The sequence below is a fragment of the Shewanella sp. SM101 genome (assembly GCF_025654465.1).
Lineage (GTDB): Bacteria > Pseudomonadota > Gammaproteobacteria > Enterobacterales > Shewanellaceae > Shewanella > Shewanella oncorhynchi.
This window is the reverse complement of record NZ_JAKKRH010000022.1, coordinates 18,296-42,217: the sequence shown is the minus strand read 5'-3', so window position 1 is coordinate 42,217 and position 23,922 is coordinate 18,296. Positions and strand designations below refer to the sequence as shown.

The 23,922-nt window shown below is 47.2% G+C and carries 22 protein-coding genes, 1 tRNA gene and 3 pseudogenes; 17 read left to right on the top strand and 9 right to left on the bottom strand.

All coding sequences use genetic code 11. The annotated features are described in order from the left end of the window. Positions 1–2: 2 nt before the first annotated feature. The 5 genes and pseudogenes from fdxH to selB form a co-directional block, all read left to right on the top strand. Positions 3–914, top strand: a complete 912-nt coding sequence (gene fdxH / locus L5M38_RS13475) for a formate dehydrogenase subunit beta (RefSeq protein ID WP_275956790.1) — start codon at positions 3–5, stop codon at positions 912–914. Continuing rightward, positions 911–1,552: a formate dehydrogenase subunit gamma gene (locus L5M38_RS13470; RefSeq protein WP_011982054.1), complete on the top strand. Its 642-nt coding sequence runs from the start codon at positions 911–913 to the stop codon at positions 1,550–1,552. Before fdxH ends, L5M38_RS13470 begins: the two co-directional genes overlap by 4 nt. Next, on the top strand, positions 1,552–2,457 hold the full coding sequence (gene fdhE, locus L5M38_RS13465) for a formate dehydrogenase accessory protein FdhE (RefSeq protein ID WP_168826884.1): 906 nt from the start codon (positions 1,552–1,554) through the stop codon (positions 2,455–2,457). Before L5M38_RS13470 ends, fdhE begins: the two co-directional genes overlap by 1 nt. A gap of 96 nt (positions 2,458–2,553) precedes the next feature. Beyond that, positions 2,554–3,975 (top strand): L-seryl-tRNA(Sec) selenium transferase, encoded by a 1,422-nt coding sequence (gene selA, locus L5M38_RS13460; protein WP_263179417.1) that lies wholly within the window; start codon positions 2,554–2,556, stop codon positions 3,973–3,975. After that, positions 3,972–5,819: pseudogene (gene selB / locus L5M38_RS24605) on the top strand (selenocysteine-specific translation elongation factor); the annotation flags it as partial. The gene selA and the pseudogene selB, both read left to right, overlap by 4 nt. Positions 5,820–5,888: 69 nt before the next feature. Here selB and L5M38_RS13455 read toward each other — a convergent pair. Then, positions 5,889–5,983: transfer RNA gene (locus L5M38_RS13455), tRNA-Sec, on the bottom strand. 141 nt (positions 5,984–6,124) lie between these two features. On the opposite strand from L5M38_RS13455, the gene fdhD reads away from it, so the two are divergent. The 5 genes from fdhD (at position 6,125) to L5M38_RS13430 (ending at position 9,812) form a co-directional block, all read left to right on the top strand. After that, the gene (gene fdhD / locus L5M38_RS13450) at positions 6,125–6,961 is read left to right on the top strand and encodes a formate dehydrogenase accessory sulfurtransferase FdhD (protein WP_219254663.1); all 837 of its coding nucleotides are present in this window, start codon (positions 6,125–6,127) and stop codon (positions 6,959–6,961) included. A 110-nt stretch (positions 6,962–7,071) separates the two neighbouring features. Next, on the top strand, positions 7,072–8,286 hold the full coding sequence (yedE, locus tag L5M38_RS13445; RefSeq protein ID WP_263179415.1) for a selenium metabolism membrane protein YedE/FdhT: 1,215 nt from the start codon (positions 7,072–7,074) through the stop codon (positions 8,284–8,286). Beyond that, positions 8,286–8,519 carry a sulfurtransferase-like selenium metabolism protein YedF gene (gene yedF, locus L5M38_RS13440; protein WP_107946196.1) on the top strand — a complete coding sequence of 78 codons (234 nt, stop codon included), beginning with the start codon at positions 8,286–8,288 and terminating at the stop codon, positions 8,517–8,519. Before yedE ends, yedF begins: the two co-directional genes overlap by 1 nt. A gap of 10 nt (positions 8,520–8,529) precedes the next feature. Then, positions 8,530–9,567, top strand: coding sequence for a YeeE/YedE family protein (locus L5M38_RS13435; RefSeq protein WP_263179414.1), 1,038 nt, complete (start codon positions 8,530–8,532; stop codon positions 9,565–9,567). A 20-nt stretch (positions 9,568–9,587) separates the two neighbouring features. Continuing rightward, positions 9,588–9,812 carry a sulfurtransferase TusA family protein gene (locus tag L5M38_RS13430; RefSeq protein ID WP_263179413.1) on the top strand — a complete coding sequence of 75 codons (225 nt, stop codon included), beginning with the start codon at positions 9,588–9,590 and terminating at the stop codon, positions 9,810–9,812. A 45-nt stretch (positions 9,813–9,857) separates the two neighbouring features. On the opposite strand, the pseudogene L5M38_RS13425 reads toward L5M38_RS13430, so the two are convergent. Next, positions 9,858–11,191, bottom strand: a pseudogene (locus L5M38_RS13425) (M48 family metallopeptidase). 452 nt (positions 11,192–11,643) lie between these two features. On the opposite strand from L5M38_RS13425, the gene L5M38_RS13420 reads away from it, so the two are divergent. From L5M38_RS13420 to L5M38_RS13405, 4 genes and pseudogenes are all read left to right on the top strand, one after another. Beyond that, positions 11,644–12,282: an MliC family protein gene (locus L5M38_RS13420; RefSeq protein ID WP_131524607.1), complete on the top strand. Its 639-nt coding sequence runs from the start codon at positions 11,644–11,646 to the stop codon at positions 12,280–12,282. An 18-nt stretch (positions 12,283–12,300) separates the two neighbouring features. Beyond that, a complete protein-coding gene (locus L5M38_RS13415) occupies positions 12,301–12,723 on the top strand; it encodes a VOC family protein (protein WP_263179412.1) in 423 nt (140 codons plus the stop codon). A 484-nt stretch (positions 12,724–13,207) separates the two neighbouring features. Then, positions 13,208–14,506 carry a M23 family metallopeptidase gene (locus tag L5M38_RS13410; RefSeq protein ID WP_263179411.1) on the top strand — a complete coding sequence of 433 codons (1,299 nt, stop codon included), beginning with the start codon at positions 13,208–13,210 and terminating at the stop codon, positions 14,504–14,506. A gap of 106 nt (positions 14,507–14,612) precedes the next feature. Then, a pseudogene (locus L5M38_RS13405) lies at positions 14,613–14,804 on the top strand (VOC family protein); the annotation flags it as partial. 3 nt (positions 14,805–14,807) lie between these two features. Here L5M38_RS13405 and L5M38_RS13400 read toward each other — a convergent pair. Together L5M38_RS13400 and L5M38_RS13395 are read right to left on the bottom strand one after the other, a co-directional pair. Then, positions 14,808–15,788, bottom strand: a complete 981-nt coding sequence (locus L5M38_RS13400) for a DUF481 domain-containing protein (RefSeq protein WP_263179410.1) — start codon at positions 15,786–15,788, stop codon at positions 14,808–14,810. A 139-nt stretch (positions 15,789–15,927) separates the two neighbouring features. Further along, a complete protein-coding gene (locus L5M38_RS13395) occupies positions 15,928–16,557 on the bottom strand; it encodes a DUF3157 family protein (protein WP_212600821.1) in 630 nt (209 codons plus the stop codon). A 215-nt stretch (positions 16,558–16,772) separates the two neighbouring features. Between L5M38_RS13395 and L5M38_RS13390 the strand changes: the two genes are divergently transcribed. Beyond that, the gene (locus tag L5M38_RS13390) at positions 16,773–17,165 is read left to right on the top strand and encodes a DUF1090 domain-containing protein (protein ID WP_263179409.1); all 393 of its coding nucleotides are present in this window, start codon (positions 16,773–16,775) and stop codon (positions 17,163–17,165) included. Positions 17,166–17,191: 26 nt separating this feature from the next. Here the strand turns inward: L5M38_RS13390 and L5M38_RS13385 are convergent, their stop codons facing one another. Next, positions 17,192–17,770 carry a hypothetical protein gene (locus L5M38_RS13385; protein ID WP_105250961.1) on the bottom strand — a complete coding sequence of 193 codons (579 nt, stop codon included), beginning with the start codon at positions 17,768–17,770 and terminating at the stop codon, positions 17,192–17,194. Positions 17,771–17,979: 209 nt separating this feature from the next. On the opposite strand from L5M38_RS13385, the gene L5M38_RS13380 reads away from it, so the two are divergent. Next, entirely contained in the window at positions 17,980–19,245 is a 1,266-nt protein-coding gene (locus tag L5M38_RS13380; RefSeq protein WP_263179408.1) for a mechanosensitive ion channel family protein, read from the top strand. Positions 19,246–19,271: 26 nt separating this feature from the next. On the opposite strand, the gene L5M38_RS13375 is transcribed toward L5M38_RS13380, so the two are convergent. Both L5M38_RS13375 and L5M38_RS13370 read right to left on the bottom strand, forming a co-directional pair. Then, entirely contained in the window at positions 19,272–19,895 is a 624-nt protein-coding gene (locus tag L5M38_RS13375; protein ID WP_263179407.1) for a LysE family translocator, read from the bottom strand. Between the two features lie 26 nt (positions 19,896–19,921). Further along, entirely contained in the window at positions 19,922–20,485 is a 564-nt protein-coding gene (locus L5M38_RS13370; protein ID WP_263179406.1) for a lysophospholipid acyltransferase family protein, read from the bottom strand. 396 nt (positions 20,486–20,881) lie between these two features. On the opposite strand from L5M38_RS13370, the gene L5M38_RS13365 reads away from it, so the two are divergent. After that, positions 20,882–21,334 carry a YybH family protein gene (locus tag L5M38_RS13365; protein ID WP_113941260.1) on the top strand — a complete coding sequence of 151 codons (453 nt, stop codon included), beginning with the start codon at positions 20,882–20,884 and terminating at the stop codon, positions 21,332–21,334. Positions 21,335–21,373: 39 nt separating this feature from the next. On the opposite strand, the gene L5M38_RS13360 is transcribed toward L5M38_RS13365, so the two are convergent. Next, on the bottom strand, positions 21,374–22,177 hold the full coding sequence (locus L5M38_RS13360) for an NRDE family protein (RefSeq protein WP_113941261.1): 804 nt from the start codon (positions 22,175–22,177) through the stop codon (positions 21,374–21,376). A gap of 61 nt (positions 22,178–22,238) precedes the next feature. Next, complete coding sequence (locus L5M38_RS13355; protein ID WP_219251754.1) at positions 22,239–23,891, bottom strand: metal transporter; 1,653 nt, start codon at positions 23,889–23,891, stop codon at positions 22,239–22,241. Positions 23,892–23,922: the final 31 nt, after the last annotated feature.

The window sequence follows — 23,922 nt, the reverse complement described above, 5'->3', positions numbered from 1 at the left end:
TTATGGCATCACAAGACATTATCCGCCGCTCCGGTACTTCAGCGGTGACGCCTGCGGCAAAGGGGCGTAATTCATCAGAAAAGGTCGCTAAGCTGTTCGACGCCACTAAGTGTAATGGCTGTAAAGCCTGCCAAGTGGCGTGTTCTGAGTGGAATGATTTACGGGAAGAGGTGGGCACCTTCCAAGGCAGTTACCAAAACCCTATGTCGCTATCGGGCCAATGTTGGACCCTGATGGAGTTCCATGAGGTGATGGAAAGCAACAAGCTGCGTTGGCAATTTACCCACTCGGCCTGTATGCACTGTGCTGACCCTGCCTGCTTAACGGCCTGTTCGACCTCGGGCGCGATTATCCAGCACGCCAATGGTGTGGTGGACTTCGATTCGGACAAATGTATCGGCTGCGGTTATTGCGCCAGTGCTTGTCCTTTCGATGTGCCCAAAATCGATCCTAAGGATAACAAGGCCTACAAGTGCACTATGTGCTCTGACCGTTTGGCGGTGGGATTGGAACCTTCCTGCGTTAAGTCCTGTACCACAGGGGCGCTGCGTTTTGGCACCCGTGAGGACATGTTGTTCTACTCGCAAAAACGGGTCGAAGAACTGAAGGAAAAGGGCTTTGCTAAGGCAGGACTTTATAACCCTGAGGGTGTAGGTGGCACGGGTATGATGATGATATTGCACGATATCGATCAGCCCGAAAGCTACAACATGCCTGATAACCCGCAGATCCCACTGTCACTTACTCTGTGGCAGGACTGGGTCAAACCTTTAGGCACTATGGGCATTCTTGCCACTGCCGCCGTCGCTTGTCTGCATAAGATCACCGTCGGTCGCAACATAGTCGAAGAAGACCAACCGGGTTATCAACCGCCAGAGGAAGAGGCTAAGCAGGAAGAGGGGGCCGACAAATGAGCAAGCATGATAAGCAAGAAATGATAGTGCGTCACAAGCTGTTCGATCGCATCTGTCATTGGTTCATTGTGGCGGTTGGCCTAGTGACATTTCTCACTGGCTTTTCCTTCTTCTATCCGTCGTTTCAATGGCTTGGGGCGATAGCGGGCACACCGCAATTGGCGAAGTTTATTCATCCCATTGCGGGCTTGATGATGTGCTTACCTCTGATGTTGATGTTGGTGCGTTACTACAAACACAACAAATGGGAAAAGCACGACCTCGCTTGGATGCTCGCCATTAAGGATGTGATGTTCGAGAACGAGGAGAAAATCCCGCCTATCGGCCATTACAACCCTGGGCAAAAGGTATTGTTTCGCGCCTTCGTGCTGACATCTATCACTTTAACGGTGACGGGAATCATCATGTGGCAGCCTTACTTTGCGCCCTATTTCTCAGCCACTGTGGTGGGTTGGGCCATTCTGTTGCACGCCATTTGTGCGCTCATCATGTTGATTTTTGTGATGGTGCATTTCTGGATGGCGACGTGGGTGGAAGGGTCGGTTACAGGCATGCTTTACGGCAAAGTCTCTAAGGCTTGGTGCCGCAAACATCACCCTGTGATGTTGGATGAACATTCGGACGTGGAGAAACATTAATGAGTCATACAGCCGAGATACCTCTGGCCCAAGGCAGCGAATCGCCGCTGGAACTTAAACCGTTAAAAGCGGCAGATCCCCAAGCTGTGTATCACAGAAGGGCGCAGCGTTTGCTGTCATTGGCCAAGGACTCGCCGCTGGCTGACTACTTTGAGCTATGTCGCCGTTTGGTCTCTATACAGGCCAGGTTAGCGCAGGAGGCTGACTTCGGTAAGCTTCTCGCTTGGGGGAAAGATGAGGCGACTCCGCTTTCCCTTTTGGGCTCAGAGGCAGATAGCTATTGGCAAGGACTGCTACAGCAACTGTTAAGTGATTTGTTGCCGCAGGTGGATGAATCCATAGCTCGGGTAGTGCGTTTGTTGATGCAGCAATCACCCGAGCAACTGAGTTCGTGGGGGCGTTCACTACGGCAAGGGCATGTCAGTGAAGTGCCTGCCCGTTTTAGCTTATTCATCTGGGCAGCGATGGGCGTTTATTGGTCGCATTGGGCACCTATGGTCATCAAGCGGATGGATCAGCGCAAGGTGGCGCAGCAGAGTATGTGTCCCGTGTGTGGATGTCATCCGGTGGCGAGTGTGATTGTCGATCAGCCTCGAGCTGGTTTGCGCTACCTGCATTGCAGTCTGTGCGAGAGCGAATGGCATTACATTCGCGCCCATTGCACCAGTTGCGGTCAGGACAAAGAGATGACGATTTGGTCGCTAGATGATGCCAAGGCTCAAGTGCGGATCGAAAGCTGCGATGAATGTCATGGCTATACCAAGATGATGTTCGTCGAAAACTCGCCGTCTATGGATGTGGCGGCAGACGATCTCGCAACCTTGATGTTAGACAGTGAGCTAAATGCTAAGGGCTTTGGGGCAACAACACTGAACCCACTGCTACTGGCCCACGAAACCACGTAAGCCACATAGCTTAAACAAATGCGGGAGGGAGTCGGGTTGCTGATCCCTTCCTGCTTTTTATAAACCAATGGCAATAATATAAACAAAATGACACAGATGATGACCCAAGCACCTGAAACACTACAAGTTCTGTACCGAGCTTTGCCTTCAATGGATAGCCTACTTGCAGAGCCTAGTTTTGTGGTATTGCAGCAGTCCTACGGCAAAGCGGCGGTAAAGGCCGCACTGGATACCCAGTTAAAGGCGGCGCGCAGCTTAATCGGCCGCGAGCACCGTTTGCCGACATGGTGTGGTGAGCTTGCGCAATTGCATAGATGTTTGGTTGATCAACTGTCTAATGATTACAGCCACAGCTTAAAACCCGTGTGGAATCTCACTGGCACCATATTGCATACCAACCTTGGCCGAGCGCAACAGTCAGAAGCGGCAATTCGAGCCGTGACTTCTGTTATGCGCTACCCCACACCGCTGGAGTTTGAGCTTGCGGCAGGTGAACGTGGTCACAGGGATAATGCGATCAGTGCTTTGATCCAGCGCTTAACGGGTGCCGAGGCTTGTTGTGTTGTGAATAACAATGCCGCAGCTGTGTTGTTGATGCTGTCAGCGGTGGCTGCGGGGAAAGAAGTCATAGTCTCCCGTGGTGAGTTGGTGGAAATTGGCGGCGCGTTTCGCATCCCTGACATTATGCGCCAAGCGGGCTGCACTTTAGTCGAGGTCGGCAGCACTAATCGGACTCATCTTAAGGATTATGAGCAGGCGATTACTGAAAATACCGCTGCAATAATGAAGGTCCACACCAGTAATTATCATATCAGTGGTTTTACTGCCGCAGTGGAGGAGGCAAGGCTGGGTCAGTTATGCCGTGAGCGTGGCATATCACTCATTTCAGATCTTGGCAGCGGTTCACTTACTGATCTGCGCCGCTTTGGTCTAAAGCAAGAACCTACGCCCCAAGCCATGCTAGCCGATGGAGTCGATCTAGTCAGTTTTTCCGGCGATAAACTATTGGGTGGCCCTCAGTCTGGTTTGATCGTTGGCAAACAGTCGCTGATTAAGCAGTTACAGAGTCATCCACTAAAGCGCGCCCTGCGTTGCGATAAGCTGATTTTGGCGGCGTTAGAAGCAACATTGATCCACTATCTTAACCCTGAAACCTTAGACATTGAGCTGCCTATTATGGCGAAATTTGCCCGTAGCCAAGAGACGTTATGGCAGATTGGTCGTCGCTTACAGCAAGCTTTGGTTCCACATTTTGAACCTTGTTATCGCATTGAGTTAGTCGAGTGCCAAACACAGGTCGGCAGTGGCTCGCAGCCAGATACTTTTTTACCCTCAGTGGCGCTGTGTTTTACCGCACTCAATGGCGGCAGTTTAAGCCTATTAGAGCAACATTTTAAGCAGGCGGCACGGCCTATCATAGGTCGCATGAGTCAGGACCAACTCAGATTAGATCTGCGCGGTCTTGATAGTGAAGCCGAACTCCTCGCCGAGTTGAGCACTTTAGGTGTGCAGTTGTGATCATTGTGACTGCGGGTCATGTCGATCATGGCAAGAGTACGCTTATTCGTGCTTTGACTGGGATGAATACCGATCGTCTGCCGGAGGAAAAACGCCGTGGTATGACGATCGATCTTGGCTATGCGTTTATGCCACTTCGAGATGGTTTGCGGCTTGCTTTTATTGATGTGCCCGGCCACGAAAAATTTATCAACAACATGCTGGTGGGCGTGAGTCATGCTCGGCATGCCCTGTTGGTGATGGCCTGTGACGATGGCGTAATGCCGCAAACCCGTGAGCATCTGCAAATTCTTGCGCTCTTACCTTTGCACAGTTTGACCTTAGTGCTAACTAAGCGGGATTTAGTTGATAGTGACAAGGCGGCACAGCTTGTCGCCGATGGGCTCACTTTGCTGGCCGAGTATGGCATTGAGGCCAGTGGTGTTTTTGAAGTGTCGGCGAATGGAACCGCCGACTTAGCATCTCATGGTGTGGCGGCGCTGAAGGCGCATATTCTTGATTTAGGTGAGCAAGAGTCAAAGCGGGCGGAGGATGCCAGCAGCTTTAGGATGACGCTCGATCGCGCCTTTAGTGTGAAAGGTGCGGGTTGTGTCGTGACGGGCACAGTGATCAGCGGCAGCGTATGTGTGGGGGATAGTCTTTTTAGCTCAGGGCAAAAGGCCAAACTCAGAGTGCGAGGCATACATTGTCAGGGACAAGAAGCCCAAAGGGCTGTCACGGGTACACGCGTAGCACTCAATTTAACGGGTGTCGATAACCATAGGGAGCCAGAGCGTGGCGATTGGCTGAGCAGTTTGCCTCAAGCAGAGCTCTGTAGCCGCCCCGTTGTGCACATTCGAGCCTTCGATTTTTTAGGCTGTGAGTCATTAGTGCATTGGCAAAATGTCCACTGTCACCATGGCGCCGATCATACTTTAGGTCGAGTTTCCCTGTTAAATGAAGCTGATGAAGAAGGCTTCTGTCTGGCGGAGTTAGTACTCGAAAAGCCACTACTCCTATGTCAGGACGATCGAATTGTCCTGCGACACATTGGGGGAAAACAGACTTTAGGTGCGGGGCGAGTGTTGGCGCTGAAAGTCCCTAATCGTAAGAAACGCACGCCTGAACGAGTCGCGAGATTGCTGCAATTAGCGCGTTTGGATAATCCTGCCCATGTGGTGGCTTTACTCGGCCAAACTCAGGCGCTAGAGCTTGATGAAATCGCGTGGCGTTGGCAATTAACTGACGAAGGGCTGGCTATGCTGTTAGCCCAAGCGGGTTTAGTCCGTTTTGGGGCATTTGCTATAGCGACAAGTTTACTTGAGCAAGAAAAACAACAGTTTATTACTTTACTTAGCGAGTTCCATCAACAGCATCCCGATCAACTTGGGCTTGGGCGTAATCGCCTGCAACGCATGAGCCATAGCGCTTTGCCGCCCGAATTAGCCAATAAAGTGCTCGATACGCTTTGCCAAGAAGGTCGCATGGTGCTGCGTGGTGCCTTGTTGCAGCTCGCTGAACACAAAATAGTGCTAGATGCTGAGGCTCAGCATTGTTGGCAGGCACTTGCGCCTTGGCTTGCCGAGCAAACCGCCCCCGTGTGGGTCACCGAAATGGGCGAATACCTTGCGCTGGAACCTGCCAAATTAAGGCTGCTGTGTTTCCAGCTGGTGCAGCAGGGGTTTATTACTGCAGTGGTGAAAGACAGGTATTTGCTCAGCGAACAAATCTGTTACTACGCCAGCTTAGTGCGTACTCATATTGCAGAACACGGCAAGCTCGAAACGGCAGAATTTAAAGACATGGTTGGGCTTGGGCGTAAGGTGAGTATTCAACTGCTTGAGTTCTTTGACAGAAGTGGTTTTACCCGTAGGAAGTATCGCAGTAATAGCCGAGAAGTTCGGGATGCGGAGTTGTTTTTTTCCCATGAGAATTGGCGGAAGAACATAGGAGTCGAACCTACCCAGGACTGCTGGCAGCCCTACCCGGATTTGAAATCCGGACGCCTCACCGGAGACGACGTTCTTCCAATAGAAGACTTAGGGATAGTAGAAAATGCGTAAGGATGATTCAAGGCGATTCTTATTTAGTTTATGGGTTTGTGATACAAGTCTTAAATTGTCATCAAACTAATTGTTTTTATTTGGTTTTGTAGTTTTAAAGGGGCGCTATGGAATATCATTCACATGAAGTGGTTACCGAAAGAAACGTAGTCTTGTTAGAACATGGGCACGCATCTGAGCTGACTGACTACTTAGCTAATGAAGTGCGGGTCGCACTGGTCTATAACGGCATAGCGCATACCGTGATGTTGGCGAGCCCTCAAGATTTAGAAGCCTTCGCTATTGGTTTTACGTTATCTGAACGTATCGTTTCCCATATCAATGATATCAAAGGGGTGGAGCTCGAGTTCACCAGTGAAGGTGTGTTGATCCAAGTGGAAATCAACCAACGATGCTTTATGGAACTCAAGCAACAAAGGCGCAATATGGCAGGACGCACAGGTTGTGGATTGTGCGGCGTCGCCCAGCTCGAAGAGGCCGTTAAGCCTGTGATGCGGGTGGACTCAGATGCCAGATTCGATATCGAACACTTACAGGTCGCACTTGGGCAAATTCAAGATAATCAACAACATTTTAAGCTGACGGGTGCCACTCATGCGGCCATGGGGCTTAACCATCAAGGACAGATCATCGCCGCCTATGAGGATATAGGCAGGCATATCGCACTAGACAAGCTAATTGGCGCCTTTTCCGCTCACAATGTGGAACGTCCAGTGGCCGTATTGCTCACCAGTCGCGCGAGTTTTGAGATGGTGCAAAAGGCCGCTAGTGCCAATATCCAAATTCTGTTTGCTATGTCCGCCGTGACTTCACTGGCGTTGGAATTAGCAGAGAAAAGCAATATCACGCTTATCGGTTTTTGCCGTAATGGCAGGGCAACGCTTTACACCCACGGTTATCGCCTGTTGGGGCAGCAGTGTGTCAGCTTAGCTAAAGCCATTTAAGCGTGAGGCCACTTGAGATTGAAGTTGTCGAACGACTTCAATCATTCTGGCACACAGGTTATAAGCGCATTGCGCTTATTTTTTATAGTCTCGTTCATTAGGGTAATGACATGACATGGCAACAATTTAAACAAGAATATTTAGTCCGTTTTTGGGCGCCTATGCCAGCGGTTATCGCTGCGGGTATCCTTTCTACTTACTATTTTGGTTTGACCGGAACCTTCTGGGCTGTTACTGGGGAATTCACTCGTTGGGGTGGTCATTTACTGCAGTTTTTAGGTGCAGAACCAGAAACTTGGGGTTATTTTAAAGTGATAGGTCTGCAGGGCTCTCCTCTAGATCGTATCGACGGCATGATGATTATCGGTATGTTTGGTGGTTGTATTGCCGCTGCGCTTTGGGCCAATAACGTCAAACTGCGTATGCCACAGAGCCGTATCCGTATTGCTCAGGCACTGATCGGCGGCATTATTGCTGGCTTTGGTGCCCGTTTAGCTATGGGTTGTAACCTTGCCGCCTTCTTCACGGGTATTCCTCAGTTCTCTTTACATGCTTGGTTCTTTGCTTTGGCGACTGCGGCAGGCTCTTACTTTGGTGCAAGATTTACCTTACTGCCGATGTTCCGTATTCCGATAAAACTGAAAAAGGTAAATAAAGCGACTTCAATCAAGCAGGACGAAAACCAAGCTAGAAGTCGTTTCCGTATCGGTATGCTGGTGTTTGTAGGCATCGTCGGTTGGGGGTTATTGACTATGTTCAATGCGCCAAAACTCGGCATTGCTATGCTCTGTGGTGTTGGTTTTGGTTTATTAATCGAACGGGCGCAAATCTGCTTTACCTCAGCGTTCCGCGATATGTGGATCACTGGTCGTACTCACATGGCGAAGGCGATTATCTTAGGCATGGCGGTCAGTGCGATAGGCATTTACAGCTATGTGCAACTGGGTGTGCCACCTAAGATCATGTGGGCTGGCCCTAATGCGGTGATCGGCGGCTTACTGTTTGGTTTTGGTATTGTACTGGCTGGTGGTTGTGAAACGGGTTGGATGTATCGTGCAGTCGAAGGCCAAGTGCATTTCTGGTGGGTGGGCTTAGGTAACGTGTTGGGTTCAACCTTACTGGCGTATTACTGGGATGATATCGCTCAGCCATTAGCAACGAACTGGGACAAAGTTAATTTACTGACCAGCTTTGGCGATAAAGGCGGATTATTGCTGACCTATGTGCTGCTGGGGCTCTCCTTTGGCGCTATGTTGCTGTGGGAAAAACGTTTCTTTGCTCGTAAGGCGAAGCGTGATGAACAATTGCTAGCGGAGGCGGCGTAATGGCTCAATATATTCCAGATTATCAACTCGATATGGTGGGTGAACCTTGCCCTTATCCCGCAGTGGCTACCCTTGAGGCTATGCCAAAGTTAAAGCCCGGTGAAATTCTCGAGGTGATCAGTGACTGTCCGCAGTCCATCAACAATATTCCCCTCGATGCTAAAAATCATGGTTATAAAGTGCTGGAAATTGAGCAGAATGGTCCGACTATTCGTTATCTGATCCAGCGTTGAGGATAGGACTATGTTGACTATTCTCAGTGGCTTAAGTATTGGCTTAGCCATGGGGTTTGTGATGCAAAGGGGGAGATTTTGTATGGCGGGCGGGATCCGCGATACCTATCTGCAACGGGACTTTACCATGGTGATCGCTATTTTGATTGCCATCAGCATCCAAAGTCTAGGGCTGTTCCTGTTTTACGAATGGGGTTGGGTTAAATTGCCAGAAGGGCATTTCCCTTGGTTGGCAACCTTAGTCGGTGGTGTATTGTTTGGTGTGGGTATGGCAGCAGCGGGAAGCTGCTCCACTGGCGCCTATTACCGCGCTGCCGAAGGGTTGGCTGCCAGTGTGATGGCCGTTCTCGGTTTTATTGCTGCCAGTAAATTAGTGCGTCTCGATGAGTTGAAAGGTCTACTTAAACCTTTTAAGCAGCATCAACTTGAGGACCAAACGCTCTATCAAACTCTGGGCGTTTCCCCTTGGGTGATCGTGCTTGTCCTCGTATTACTCACATTGTGGTTGGCATTGGGTTATCTCAAACGCCGCAAACGTCCGGTTGCACTGATGGCACCCCGTAAAACGGGTTTAGCTCATTGGTTGTTTGAAGCGCGCTGGCATCCCTTTGTAAGTGCTTTGCTGATTGGTTTACTGGCGCTACTTGCATGGCCTGCAAGTCTTGAAAGTGGCCGTGTAGGCAGTGTTGGGATCAGTGGCCCGAGTGCGCAGTTATGGGATCTTGTCACCACAGGTAACACTAAGTTCTTTAGTTGGCCGGGATATTTTCTCTTGGGATTATTTGTAGGCGCTTTTATCGCTGCCCGGGGCAGTGCTGAGCAGCGCTGGCGCTACCCAGGTCATAAAGTGGTGTTATTTGGGTTTGTTGGTGGCCTATTGATGGGCGTGGGGAGCGGGCTTGCCGGAGGTTGCATGCTTGGTAATGCGCTCGTTGGCACGGCTTATTTGTCGTGGCAAGGCTGGCTATTTATCCCTGCTATTTTATTTGGCAGTTGGTGCTTTAACTATTTTGCGCTACTGAGGCCAATGCGTCTTGCGCAGATTTAACGTTTATAAAGGAGCTGTATATGGAACAGTATCTCGACACAATGGGTAAGCTATGCCCTTTTCCTTTAATTGAGTTACAACGCTTAATTGCGAGTCTTGAGACTGGCGATAAAGTGGTACTGGATTACGATTGTGGCCAAGCAACTGAGAATATTCCCCGCTGGGCGGCTGAAGCTGGGCATGAGGTGACACACTTTGCCCAGAAGGGCGATGCTGCTTGGACTATGACGATTCAAAAAGGCTAACTCGTCCTCAACTAAAAAGCGCTGCATTTGCAGCGCTTTTTGATCTTAGCCTTGGCAATCTACTGGCAGATATTCATCCGGAATACCGTTGCTGCTGCAAACCCAAGTGATATTATTTTGCTCATCAACTTGAGGCGATAGATAGACTTCATAGCCTTGATAATCCCCGAGTGCTTCGCTTCCTATAAAACCGACTATGCCATCTGTGTACAGATTAAATGTCGCAATCTGCTCGTCCGTGAGTCCAAGCACATCCAATTCGGTTGGCCAAGCTTTGTTGGTTTGATAGTAACCGACTAAGATGTCAGTGATCGGTGCCAGTGCTTGATGTTGCTGGTCGATACTGGCAATGGCCAGTGCCGCATCGGGTACATTCAATGCTGCTGGTGTGGCTTCGGTCGTGGTTGGTGCCTCATAACTCGTGGTGGCACCCATTTTCTCTTGATAGTCCTTATACGCTGGCAACGCGACTGCTGCAGCAATACCAATAATCGCAGCGAAGATTATCAATCCACCGCCTGCTGTGCCTAAACGTGGCATAAAGAAGCTGAGTACATAGGCCCATGCACTGCGTGATGGCGGTGCATATTCCACTCCTTGTGCTTTGGCTTGGACTCTTGCCATGCGCTTGGTCAACCAAGGATAGCTGCCATTAAGCTCGTGCAGCGACATCCAAAAACCACTCGACTCACTGGCTTGGCGGATATATTGATCCACATTCATACGTTTCCATTGCTCGACACCAGCGGCTAACACAGCAACGGCATTTGTGGCTGAACGTAAGCTGTTGCAGCAACGTAATCCGTGGAGATCGCAGGTATATTCACAGGCGCGAGAATAAGCCGCACCTACTAAAGGTAACCAAGTGGCGAAGACTAAGAAGGGCGCTTTACCTATATGATTGCGGCGAATATGGCCTAACTCGTGGCCGATATAGAAGTTGAGCGCATCTTTATCTGACTCAAGCGCATCCACAATCGATGAAAATAGCACTATACTATATAGTTGCGACCGAGGAAGCGTGTCGCCAGTGCGTTTAACATGCCATCAGCTGCCAATAAGTAAGCGCGTGGTGGCTCGCGTATTTCTAAACGTTCGCAACACGCTAAATATTGTTTATGTAATTCAGGAAACTGCTCTGCATTGATTTCGACAGCCGTGCCTTTTAAGTAGCTGATAAAAGCGGAGTGGCTAAAGAGATAAATAATAAAAAACATCAACACATAGAGCAGCGCCATGCCAAAAGTGCCTATGATCAATGCCGCCCAGACGATCCCAGAAATAATAGCTAACAGAGTGAACAGCGATTTTTCCTTCGAATAGACAATATCTGTCATTTGAATGGGATTCTCGTTCCCTGCGGTAATAACTTGTTCCATGTTGATCCTTTTCCTTGTGAAGAGACAAACGGCGTGAAAGTAGTCAATTTTACTCGAAAATTCAACCACTATCGTGTACAAAGCAAAAAATTAACCGTTTTGTCATTCAGTTTAATCAGCTATGCGCAAATTGGAGTAGGTCGATTTCATCAGGATTTTGTGGTTTTTTGGCGCTAGAGAGTCCGATTATGCAGGCGGACACAGATTGGTAAGTGGCTCTTAGTCTCTGGGCATTTTCCTCGCAGCGCACTAGAATTAGGTGTTTTCGCAGCATATCGGCTGAGGGTTAAGTCTTAAGTTAGAACCGAGATAAAAGTAAATCACATCACTATGAGTGCACTTTAAGGCATGGTTCTTCAAGGCAGAGTGCTTTGAGTCAGGCTCGGTTAAGCCTATATAGGGTTAGCTATGGCAAGCGTTAAAACAAACCACAGAAATATAAAGGAATTGAGATGGCTAAGTTAACAAATAAGATGATAAGTAATCGATTGGGTTTCAAATGGTATTGTGCCGCAGGCGTGATGGTTAGCGCGTTAAGTGCGGGAGTAATGGCGGCTAACGCACCTTCTTTTGACTGCACGAAAGTGAATGCTGGCAGTATTGAAGACATGGTCTGTAAGGATGCAGGGCTGAACCAACTTGATAATCAGTTAGCTAAGGTTTATAGCCAAGCGCTTGAAAAAGCGAAGAATGAACAACCTCCTACTTTAAAGGCGATGCAACGTGGCTGGGTGAAAGGCCGTAATGAATGCTGGAAGAGCGACGATAAGCACGCGTGTATTGAATCTAGCTATCAAACTCGCATTGCCGAACTGCAGGCACAATATCGTTTAGTCGACATGACCGGCCCAGTGTTTTATGCCTGTGACGGCAATCCAGCTAACGAAGTAGTGGTGACTTATTTTAAAACCGAACCTGCCACCCTGATTGCTGAACATGGTGATAGTACTTCATTAATGTTTGTGCAACCCAGCGGCAGCGGCGCTAAGTATCAAGGCCGCAATGAAAGCCTATGGGAACATCAAGGCGAAGCGAAAGTGGTTTGGGGCTACGAAGCACCAGAAATGACCTGTAAACTGGTGACTAAATAGGATTGATTTAAGGTCGCCATGAAACAAGCTCTCGTGCATATCGCCTTGGTCGTAAGAGATTACGACGAGGCGATTGATTTTTATGTGAATAAATTAAAATTCGAATTAGTCGAAGACACTTATCAAGCCGAACAAGATAAGCGCTGGGTCGTTGTTGCCCCACCGGGTTCTAAGGGCGCTTCTATCTTGTTAGCGCGGGCGTCTAAACCTGAACAGTTCAATTTTATCGGTAATCAGGCGGGTGGTCGGGTGTTTTTATTTTTAAATACCGATGACTTTTGGCGTGATTATCGCCGCATGGTCGCCGATGGCGTGGAGTTTGCGCGCGAGCCGCAAGAACAAGACTATGGCATAGTCGCTGTGTTTAAAGATCTCTACGGTAACTTATGGGATTTACTGCAATTGAATCCGAATCATGTCATGGCTAAGCGAATGAGTTAAGATTCAGTATTTCGTATGAATTACCGCGTAAGCTATTTAATGGAGTCAAACACTGGGAATACTCTTTGTGTTTGACCTCTGTTAAGTTCGTCGAAAATTCTCAGTTATTGATCATTTTTATTGGGCATTCACTGTAAATTTCAATCTATTCTTATGGAACGGATAGATTTTATAATGGATTGGTCAATGCCATTATGTTTTTATTCAAAATTAAATATCTATCGAATAAATTATTCTTTGGTTTTTATAATTAACTATTCACTTTTTTCGTACTTTAGTATTTAACTCACATTTAAATTAATGAGCGTCAGCTTTTGTTGACAGTTTTATTCGTCACTTATTTGCATAGGCGATTATTGTCACTTAGCTTCTTTAATGTTCTCTAGCTATAAAAATTTAGTCGTGAATAACATTACGTCTAAAGCAAGCTGGCATTTAAAAATAATATTTAATCTGAGTGACTTACTAAAGGAATCTGATAAGTATGAATTTTTTTAAAGTACGTTGCACGGCATTATGGATAGGCCGCGCGTTAAGTGTCTCCGCGATAATAGCGTTACCATCGTTCGCATCTGATATGCCAACCAGTCAGTATCATATTGATGCAGAAGAAATAAAAATGGTAGATATGCCTAGCGTATTACTGCCATTTAATAATCTGATATTTTTATATGGCGTAGATGCGTCGCAGTTTGATTTAGCTGACTTTATTTACGTCAATGTTCCTGACTTAATTGATAAAGAAGAGGCGATTACGCATTGGGCTGGATATTATAGTATTAACCCCAAAGTCATACTGACTTTGATGGAAATGCAATCTCAGTTAATTTCGTCTCCGACAGCTGAAGCGCTTAACCGACCTTTGGGAACATTATCGGATAAACAGGGTTTTGAGGAACAACTCCAAGATGTATTGGCTCAGCTATCACAACGTTTTTATGCCTATGAAGAGTCTCAATTAAAAGGCCTATACCCGCCAAGTACCGACGCAGTTAACGCATCGAGTTTCGCATTATTGGCTTTGTTAAACGGTCGTAGGATAGAGCAACAGCAACATGCCGTTATGACGGGTGAGCACGCTTTGGGATTGGACCCATTCATTGAGCAGTTTAGATTATTATTTGGCAATACTGACCGTGAGTTGTTAATGAGTTCCGTTGCTCAAAATCCGCCAGTAGCAGATTCGACTCAGTCGATGCAACAAGTCGTCCCATTGGCGAATATTACCGCGAGTAGTCTGCCACCCAGTAACATGTTGCAAATGCCTTGGCGACAGGGATATTCATGGCAATCCAATGGTGCTCATTCGCATACTGGGTCTGGCTATCCGCTATCATCAATCGATGTATCCTACGATTGGCCACAATGGGGAAGTCCGACGTATTCGGTTGCTTCCGCACATGATGGGACTGTCAATGTGTTGTCTCGCTGCCAAGTACGGGTGACCAATGCTAACGGTTGGGCGACTAACTATTATCATATGGATCAAATTACAGTGCGTAATGGTCAATATGTAAACCAAAATACCGTGATGGGCATTTATGCAAATAATAAAAATGCAGCCTTGTGTGAAGGTGGGAGTTCAACTGGGCCCCATTTGCATTTTTCTTTATTAAAGGATGGCCGTCATGTGTCGTTGCAAGATGTACATTTGGGGCAATATAGAATCAACATTGGTAGTTACAACTATGACAATAACTGTAGTCGTTTCAATCTGTTTGATGTAAGTAACAATCGTACAATGTGCGCTTGGGCGCCGCTGTATAATGCAGGAAGTCTCTAATCCATGATAGAAAGCCCCTCAATCGAGGGGCTGATATAATGCGAGGAAACCGTTGATCGATAAGCTAGCTAGACCCTCAAATTATTTGGATATCCCCCTACTTTATTTCTTGAATACCGATGACTTTTGGCGTGATTATCGCCGTATGGTCGCCGATGGCGTGGAGTTTGCGCGCGAGCCGCAAGAACAAGATTACGGTACAGTGGCAGTGTTTAAAGATCTCTACGGTAACTTATGGGATTTACTGCAATTGAATGATGAACATCCTATGGCTCACAGGTTAGCGTATCGGGAGTGAGGATTAGAAATTAACCCAGCTGGTATCTCTCGTATTGCCTATCACTGTTTTAGTGTCATTGAAGTCATATTTAAATGACAAATAAATCCGCTGAGTTAGCAGATATTTAAGTCCTACTGTCGAGTTTGAGATGTAATCAATCGAAGGCATATCTGGGAAGGCAATTTGCAGATCGGCATAGGACTCTAAAATGCCACCAAACCAATATTGTTTATAGTTAAGTGAGGCCGCCCAAGCATTTAGTTCTAGTTTAAAGGACTGTTGTTCAAGCCAAAAATGGTTGTAGGTTACGACGAAGTCTAATTTATCGCGCCCAGCACCCCAAAAGCGATAACCAGGACCGAGCGCTGCATAATAGCTATGGCTATCGATGCCGAGTTTATCTTCTTCATAAAAATCTTCCTGACGTAACAGCCAATGCTCATTGAGTAGATAGTCTAATGAATAATGTCCTTCGAGGGTGTTGCGCTTAGTCACGTCATCTTCGGTTTCGTAGCGCACTTCGGTCTTGAGATTATGTCGCCATTGCAAGGTTTCCGCTGTGATATCGCCTTTGATATGTAGCTTCTGACTATTTTTCTTGTTTTTGGTGACATCAAGTGTGGTTTCTACACTACCGTTAAAATTCCAATCTGAGTTTGCATAGTGCTGCGAAAATCTCAACTCACTCACGGGAGTGCGCTGGTTATTAATTAATACCATGCCATGTTCATTAGAGGCTTGAATTCTTATGTCCTGTATGGAACGACTGACACTCCAAGGTCTAGTATCTGTGACTTCGAGGCTGAGAATGGCACTGCGTTGAATGGTAATTTTAGGGGCATAACTGGTGTTGATGATGAGATTTTGATCGTTAAACTCTTTAATTTCACCGCTAATTTTATCGCCATTGAGCAAAAAAACTGTGTCGGCATAACACAAGGGGCTGACACTGCAGAGCGTAGCAACAAGGTACAATGCTGGATTGGATATCAGATTATGCATCTTGCTCGTGGGCTCAAAATAAAGGGAGAGTAAGTGTTGTCATTCTACTCGAACACAGGCTCTACAAAGCAATAACATTTGATAAAAGTGTTGATAAGGGATTGAAAACGGGTTTGCAATCCCTTACTTCTTGGCCATGTTAGCGTGAGTTAATTTCGGTGATTTTGAGGTTAATGAGCTGCTTCTGCCATTGGGATTTATCTATGCCTTCGACCCAAATGACGCTGCTTTTACGCTGTTCGCCTTTGCGTAGATAGGTCTCAGGCATACGGAAAATGGCTTCCCACACTTCGAGTTTTTCGGTTTTGAGCAAAGTACCATTATCGGCGAAGAAGCTAGCTTCAACTTCAACTAAGGTAACGTGTTCATTGCTGGTGCTGGCGAGATCGAAGCTGAGTCCGAGTTTGTCGCCTTTCCATTGACCTTCAGCAAAGCTGACTTTGATCCCATCTTTTGCCGTTGAGCCTAATAGCTCAGGTTGGGTAATCGCAGTGGCGGTCAATGTGGTGACTGGCGCAGCAACAGTTTGAGTGGTAACTGCGGCACTTGGGACACTGGCAACATTGCTCGATGCACTTGCTACGGCTGTAGCGGCTAAGGCATTGGGCGCGGCTTTGGTTTCAGTGATCACGTATTCCCAGGTAAAGTCGTCTTTGAGCCTGACTTGGGCGCCATTTTCTAGGGTGATATTGGCTACGTCGGCGGCCATAACCGATGATGTTAGCAATAACAATGAGCTAAGTGCGCTAAGGCGTAATGAAGTGTGCATTAATTTTCTGGCTCCGATATCCGTCTGAGTCAATATTCTGCCCTAACATAAACAATTTGCCGCATGTTAGTCACTGTCTAAGTCGTGTTTTGATGAATAAAGTGGATTAATGGCGAGATTTTAACGCTAGTACAGATTGAGCTAGCTGACTGTGGCACTATTAGATAGGTGTACATGAGCGGTATGCTCAATGAATAAAGTAACAGGAGATTAAGATGCAGATGAAACATGGAATTTATGGCTTAGTGATTGGATTGGCATTTAGTACTGTCACTTTGGCTGCTGAAGCACCGAAAGTGGGTTGCGCGGCGAAATTAGATGCTATTAGTGCCGAACTTGCCCAAGCAAAAGCGGCAGGTAATAAGCATAAAGTCGCGGGACTTGAAAAGGCCTATGACGAAGTTTCAACCCATTGCGACGATGATAGCTTATACGCCGAGCGAGTCGCTAAAGTTGAGGCCTTAGAGGAAAAACTCACCGAGCGCCAAAACGAATTGGCCAAAGCCATAGAAGAAGGTCGTTCTATGGATAAAATCAACAAGAAACGCAATAAAGTCGCCGAAGTCGAGGCTGAACTTGCTAAGGCGCGAGCCGAGCTAACGCAATAAATAGCTCAAGCCCAATCGCTAGGAGCTTAGCCCGCGTAACCTATGCTTAAAATAGTGGATTCTGTGCTGGAGTTATAACCGGCACTCAGTATGAAGTGCTCAGTGATTCGATATCTTAGCCCAGCTTCTGCGCCCCAACGGGTTGTTTTATCTTCTTCCCATGTGGGTTTGCCATCGACAATTTTGGGTGAAATGTTATTCGTGTAAGACACTGTGCTGATATAGCCACTGCCGCCGGCATAAAAGCTTAAATCTGCCGTTAAGCTGTAGCTTAAGCCTAAGCGGAAGAGGCTTTCTTGGCGATAGGATTCCGCGGGTTCTGGCACGATAATATCGGTTTCACGACTGCGGGCATAGCCTAGGTAATAACCCCATTGTTGGTAATTATTATCGAAATGATAGGGGGCGATTGTAATGCCATAGAGATTATCTGTGGCGGGAATATAATCGAGCATGAGAGCGATATAAGGTGCATTGGCAGTTTCGTCTGATTTATCTGGCCTAACTAATTGCTTAGAAGTGCTATATTCGGCCGCTTGAAGCGGTTGGCATAGGCTCAGGAGTCCAATGCTAAGACAGGCTAGCGTATATGAATGACGACACATGGGATGGTTTCCTTAGGGATAGGGGAAATATTGTTCATTTTCCTGTGTGCGGGGTCAATTCAAAATGCTAAAATCTCTTTTAAAATAAGTATTTGTAAATATTTTGTGTTTTGATTTGAGTGTTTTCTAGGGTGATATTTAACCGAGGTCAACTCGGCAGTTACCTTTGTATGGGTTTGTTGCGCTAGCGCCTACGTTGGAGTGAAATTGTGGATCAGGAAATAAGGCTCGAAATTTCGGCATGGTTAGCGGGCTTTGGGATTGATAGCCAACCCTCTGATGGAATATCGACCACAGTTATGGTCATTGCTTGCTTACTGTTAGCGAGCATCGCTTATTTTATTGTCCGACGCGTGGTGATTCGTGCGGTGAATATGGTAATCCTGCGCTCTAAGGCGACGTGGGACGATGTATTCATGCGTTATAAGGTGCTTGAAAAGCTGGCCATGCTTGTGCCCGCTATCGTACTTAATCTATTAGTGCCAATCGCGCTGACTGAGCATCCACTGCTAAGCGGGCTAGTCGACCGATTACTGAGTATTTGGTTAGTGGTGCTGATTATCCGCGCTATGTATGCAGGTATGGATGCGGTTGATGAAATTTCAGATGTGAATCTGGTGAGTCGGCGCTTGCCTGTTAAGAGTTTCGTACAGTTAACTAAGCTATTTTTATTCTTTGTTGGGATTATCGTTTCTATCTCAATCTTGGCCGATCAATCACCTGTGTACTTCCTCAGCGGCTTAGGTGTGGCAACGGGTTTTGTGATGTTAGTGTTCCGCGACACTATCTTAGGTTTTGTGGCGGACATTCAGTTAGCGGCTAACCGTATGGTGAGTAAAGGCGACTGGATCCAGATGGACAAATACGGCGCCGACGGTGCGGTAGAAGAAGTCTCGCTGACCACAGTGAAAGTGCGTAACTGGGACAAAACCATCACTATGATCCCTGCTTATGCCTTAGTGTCGGATGCGTTTCGCAACTGGCGGGGTATGTCTGAGTCGGGCGGTCGCAGGATCAAACGCGCGATCAATATCGATATCAACAGTATAAAGTTTTTGACCGAGGAAGAGCGCGAACGTCTCAGTAAGATCAATTGCTTAAAAGAATATTTCCCCGCAAAAATAAATGAAATTCGTGAGGCGAATGCCAGAGTCTCTGACCTTGATATGAAAGTGAATGGTCGCCATTTGACTAACGTTGGCACCTTCCGCGCTTACCTGCAGGAATACCTACAGCGTCACGATAAGGTGCACAAGGACATGACACTAATGGTGCGGCAGCTCGCGCCAACCACAGAGGGCCTACCGATCGAGATTTATATCTTCACTAACGACACTCGCTGGGCATTTTATGAAGCGATACAAGCGGATATCTTCGACCATGTTTTTGCAATATTGCCTGAGTTTGGTCTGCAGGCGTTCCAAGCGCCCACCGGCAATGATATTCGCAGTTTAAAGTCTGTTAAGGTCGACTAGTTTGATGACTGTCGATGATTATCGATTTAGTTTCGAGAGACAAGAATCGCGGCTAAGGTGATAAATACACCGCCGCTGGTTCTGTCAAACCAATGCAGCTTGTTGCTCGCCTTTAGGCTGGGCGCAAGTACATTGGCCATGCAGGCATAAATCATCACAAAGCTAAAATCCACCACGGCCCAAGTGACTGCAAGAATGGTCAGTTGCGGTAATTGCGGCGCGGCAAGATTGATAAATTGCGGAAACAAGGCGGCAAAAAACAGTAAATCCTTCGGATTACTGATCCCCACTAGAAACGCCTGTTTATAAAGCTGCCAAGGCGTACCTTTGCCCTCTGACGGGCTAACTTCAAGGGCTTGACCTTGGTTTTTCGTCAATAACAGCTTAATACCTAAAAATACTAAATAGGCCGCGCCGCACCATTTGAGCAGAGTAAAACCGTATTCTGAGGCGCTAATAATCGCCCCCAGTCCTGCCGCTGACGCCATCATTAAGATTAAAGCGGCGCTAACACTGCCAAGGCCTGTGGCTATGCTGCGCATCTTGCCGAAGTGGATCCCATGGGACATAGACAACATAGCGATAGGACCTGGTGAAATCCCAATCAATACAATGGCGAAGAGATAGAGTAACCAAGTTTCGGGTTGCATATTTGCTGCTCTAAATGGAATAAATGTTAATGTTTAGCACTTGCTATAAAATCAGGGATCACCTTGGGATGACGGCCTTTAATGGTGCGATAGAAGCTCAAAATCTCTTGCATGTCGGTCACGATATCGTCACTGGGTTGCAGTGGCGTGCGGATAACGACAGTGCGGCGGCTAAAGTCTAAGCCTACGGGAGCAATGGGTACTTGGGCCTTGGTGGCGATATGATAAAAGCCGCACTTCCAACGCGTCACTGGGCCGCGGGTGCCTTCTGGCGCTAGCGCTAACTTGTAATCGGATTTTGACTCAAACAGCTGCACGGCGGCATCGACTAAGTTGTTGTTCTTGCGCCGATCCACCGGACTGCCGCCAATGGCGCGGAAAAACCAGCCCCAAGGCGGGATAAAGAGTTGGTGTTTGCCGAGAAAGTGAATGCGGATACCTAGGGCGCCACGGGCTAAAATGCCGACAATGAAATCCCAGTTACTAGTGTGCGGCGCAACTATGATGATGTATTTAGCACAGTCGGGCAGTTGGCCTTCTATCTGCCAGCCTGAAGTTTTAAGTAGCCAACGGCAAAGTGGTGTAAACATAGTTCGGTGCCCAGAGTCGAAAAATTAATAATATCATTAGCTTTTTTAGATTTTAAACTGGCTTAAACAAGATAGTCTGTACTTAATTCGCGATATACCCAAACAACCTCAAGATGCAGGATTCAGCGGGAATTGAACGCATTTTAGGCAAGGCGGCTATTTGCGGACCTAGTGGACTAAGTTAAAAATAGCCAACACGGCATAAAATGCGTTAAAACCCGCCGGGACGGAGCGCCTAGGGCACCCCACTTCCGTGTTGCATCAATTCAAAAGGTGGTCGACATTCTTTCATTGAAGCGCCTTGAATTGGTGTACCCTAGACGCTCTGAAACTCGTATCTTGAGGTAGCTTGGGTATAATACAGTTTAACCTGATTGATTGTGGGGGAACGATACTATGTTGAAAAATGGACTATTAAACAAGGTTATCTGGCAGCGTGTTTTTGCGGCGCTGTTACTCTTGCTGACTTGTCATGTTAATGCGGTGCCGACGGATGAAATTACGCAGATGCTCAAAGGCCAAGAAGACGCCTGGAATCGCGGCGATCTCGATGCTTATATGCAAGGCTATTGGAAGAATGATCAACTGCGTTTTGTCTCTAATGGTAAGTTTCGTTTTGGCTGGGAAGAAACTCTCGCTGCCTATAAGAAAAATTATCCAAATAAAGAAGCGCTTGGTGAACTGAAGTTCACTATCAAAGAAATCAAAATGCTCAGTAATTACGCCGCTATGGTTGTTGGGCGCTGGGATTTACGGCGGATAAAAGATGCCCCAACGGGCGTGTTTACTCTGTTGATTGAAAAAATCGACGATCGTTGGGTGATCACTATGGACCACAGTTCAGACTAAACCGTGTCCTTTACACTCAGTGCTGCACAGCAGTTCAAATTAGATTTGCGATAATAAACAGTCTGGTTTGGCTGGCGGCTCGGCGGGCAGAGTTAAATGGAAATCCTGCTGTCCAAGCTGTCTACCTTTGCCATCGTATCTCACTTCGGTGAAATGCATACCGCCCTCAGCATCTTCAAGCAGAATGCTGGTGGAGCGGGTACCATAGTCGGGGTGACGAATATAAATCGCAGCTAAACGCCGTTCCCACTCGATCCCCACTCCCGTATTCGGCAGCTCATTATCTTGCGGCTGGGAATCGTCTTTCATTAGTTGTAACAGTACTTGCACTTCTATACTGCTGGACTGGCTGATTGCCGCTTCTAACGCCTGCTGTCCCTTCGCCATTTTCGGCCAAATATCATCGAGTGCACCATTGCTAATGGCATGAAATCCATCGGCAAGTTTTACTGTGTCTTTATTGATACTGTTAAAACAATATAAGTCAGTGCCTTGGCCGAAGATGAGATTGAACGGCTGATAATTGTCGCTATGTTCAACGAGCCAATTAGGGCACACGAGCGACCCTGAGTTGAGCGTCATAGTAATTAGCTCGCCACGACTACGCATGGCTTCAGGGTTCTTTTGCGGAACGCGCAGATTGGTTACGCCAGCGATTTGTCCTTGTTTATTGATGCCAAACCAAGTGCCACCGGCCTGCAGATCTTTACCCGCGAGTATGTTTTCTTCCGGCGGCCAAAAATGCGCTGGCGCAGTTGGTCTATGATGAAATTCATCGCGGTTGGCACAGATGATTAAGGGATACTTAGGATGGGCATTAATGGCGACAAAGAGTATGCACATAGCAGGCTAAATTAATCCAAAGGTAGATTAACTTAGCCTGTCTGCTCACAAATGAACAGCGTTAGTGGTGCGAGTGCTTATCCGTTTTTGCGTGTTCATGTACATGTTTATCAGCACTAGGTGTCGCAACAGGTTTCTGCTCGTCTGTGTGCGAAGCGCTAGATTCGTGAGTATGTGTATTCTCGTGGGAATGGCTATGGGCGTGACTATGCGCATGAGCTACCGGTTTGCTGAGCATTAAGCGGCGTAAAAATTTACGTGGACCTAAGCGCAGTAAGCTGGCAGCAAACAACCCTGAGAGGATCAGTAGTGCAATTAAGTTCACGACTTCAGGCAAGGTAAATAAGGAGAACCATAGTGGCAAGCGTAATGCTGCGGCTAAACTCAGCGCAATAATACTCAGTAATATCGCCCTTTGCGTCCATGTCATTAACTTAAGCTGAGCTATGTTGAGCACAGGTGCTGCAATCAGCGGCATCATAATCGCGATAGGACTCCAGCCACTATAGGCCAGTGCAAGAGCGAGGACGGCGGCGCCTAAGTTGCAGAAACGCATAGGTAAAAATACAAGCAATAGCACAACAACCTGTAGCAATGGATTGCTTAAGGGTATTGAAGGGTGGCCAATTAAATTCACTAATACTAGGCTGAGTAAAATCCAAGGTGCGCTGCGATCGACTAAATGAGCAAAGCCGAAACGCAGTGAATTGCTGGGTAATTTAGTGTGTGGATCGGTAATGGTGACGTTAGCATGGCTTAAATATGCACTCAGAATAAACACTACAAGCAATTGGAATAACGCTAACCAAGGACCAAGAAGTAGAGCTGTGATCACTAAGGCTTCAGGCCCTGCTAAGCGTTGGAACCAGCGACGGGCTAAACTGCCATCCTGCGGCGTCAAACCTAATTTAAAGCGTAGCGCAGCCGCACCATAGCTTAGCAGCAACACGGGTGCGAGCTTTAATAGCCAAGTCATTAATTGCTCTGTACTGTGATCATGGTGGGCATGTTCGTGGCCGCCTGAATCCATTAATAGCAATATCACGAGTAAACCGATGCCGAGCAAACTACCTATGCCAGCTTGGTATTCATATTTGCCTTGCGTATCACTTTCATGCTGACCATGGGGTTGATGTAGTACCACATGCAGAATTGTGCCAGTAATAAAGGCTTGTAAGTAGACAGTGTCATCGATATTTAAATAAGGAAGTAGTTGCTCACCGGCGAAATAGCCTATGCCTGTAAATAGCATCTGGGCTGCAAAGATCATGAGTGTCCAACGTGTTCCGAGATGGGGTTTTAGTATCCACCATACTGCAAAACCGACGGGTAATTGGTGGAGTATGACACCAAGAGCTAGCAGAATGGAGTTATCGTCTTGCTGCGCCAAAACCATAGCGGTGCCATCGGTGATGGTATGCAGTAATAAGCCACCAATACCCAAGAAAAGCGTAAAATTATGGGTGACTTCTGAATAACGGTGAAATAGGCGTTCGCTGGCGGTAGGCCCCCAGATGCCGAGGAGTACAAAGACGATCGCAAGCATGCCACCATGCTCGAGTAATTCTGGCAAGATGTGGATCAGCACTAATCCGCCTAATGAGACGAATATAAAACCATCGAGCCCCTTTTGTAAGCCACTACTCGATGAGAAGTAGCGATAAAACAGAGGGCCAATTAAGAGTGCGATACAGCTAGCAAGAAGATAGAGCATGGATTCCACGGAAAATTTGCTGAAAAAACGC